The sequence below is a fragment of the Emticicia sp. W12TSBA100-4 genome (genome assembly GCF_040253585.1).
In the GTDB taxonomy this organism is placed as follows: Bacteria; Bacteroidota; Bacteroidia; order Cytophagales; family Spirosomataceae; genus Emticicia.
Genome location: NZ_JBELAU010000109.1, coordinates 1 through 268 on the forward strand (window position 1 = coordinate 1; position 268 = coordinate 268).

General features: G+C 42.2%; 1 protein-coding gene. It reads right to left on the bottom strand.

All coding sequences use genetic code 11. From position 1 onward, the window contains the following. A partial coding sequence (locus tag ABR854_RS25980) for a hypothetical protein (RefSeq protein ID WP_350268751.1) occupies positions 1 to 268 on the bottom strand: 268 nt, incomplete at both ends.

The window sequence follows — 268 nt, forward strand, 5'->3', positions numbered from 1 at the left end:
TAAGTGCCATTGGCAGCAGTTGTAACATTATTGATAGAAGGAGCTTGAATACTCGAGCTAAATGAATTAGGCCCTGTCCAAGTGTAACTTGTCATTGCAGCCACCGAGTTGAAAGTTAATGTTGTACCAACACATTTTGGTGAATCAGAGCTTGGATTAGGAACAGGATTCGCATTTATCGTAACAGCTGTAGTCGCACTTGCAGTACAACCATTTGCATTTGTAACGGTAAGAGTATAAGTACCACTTGCTGCTGTGGTAACGCTGC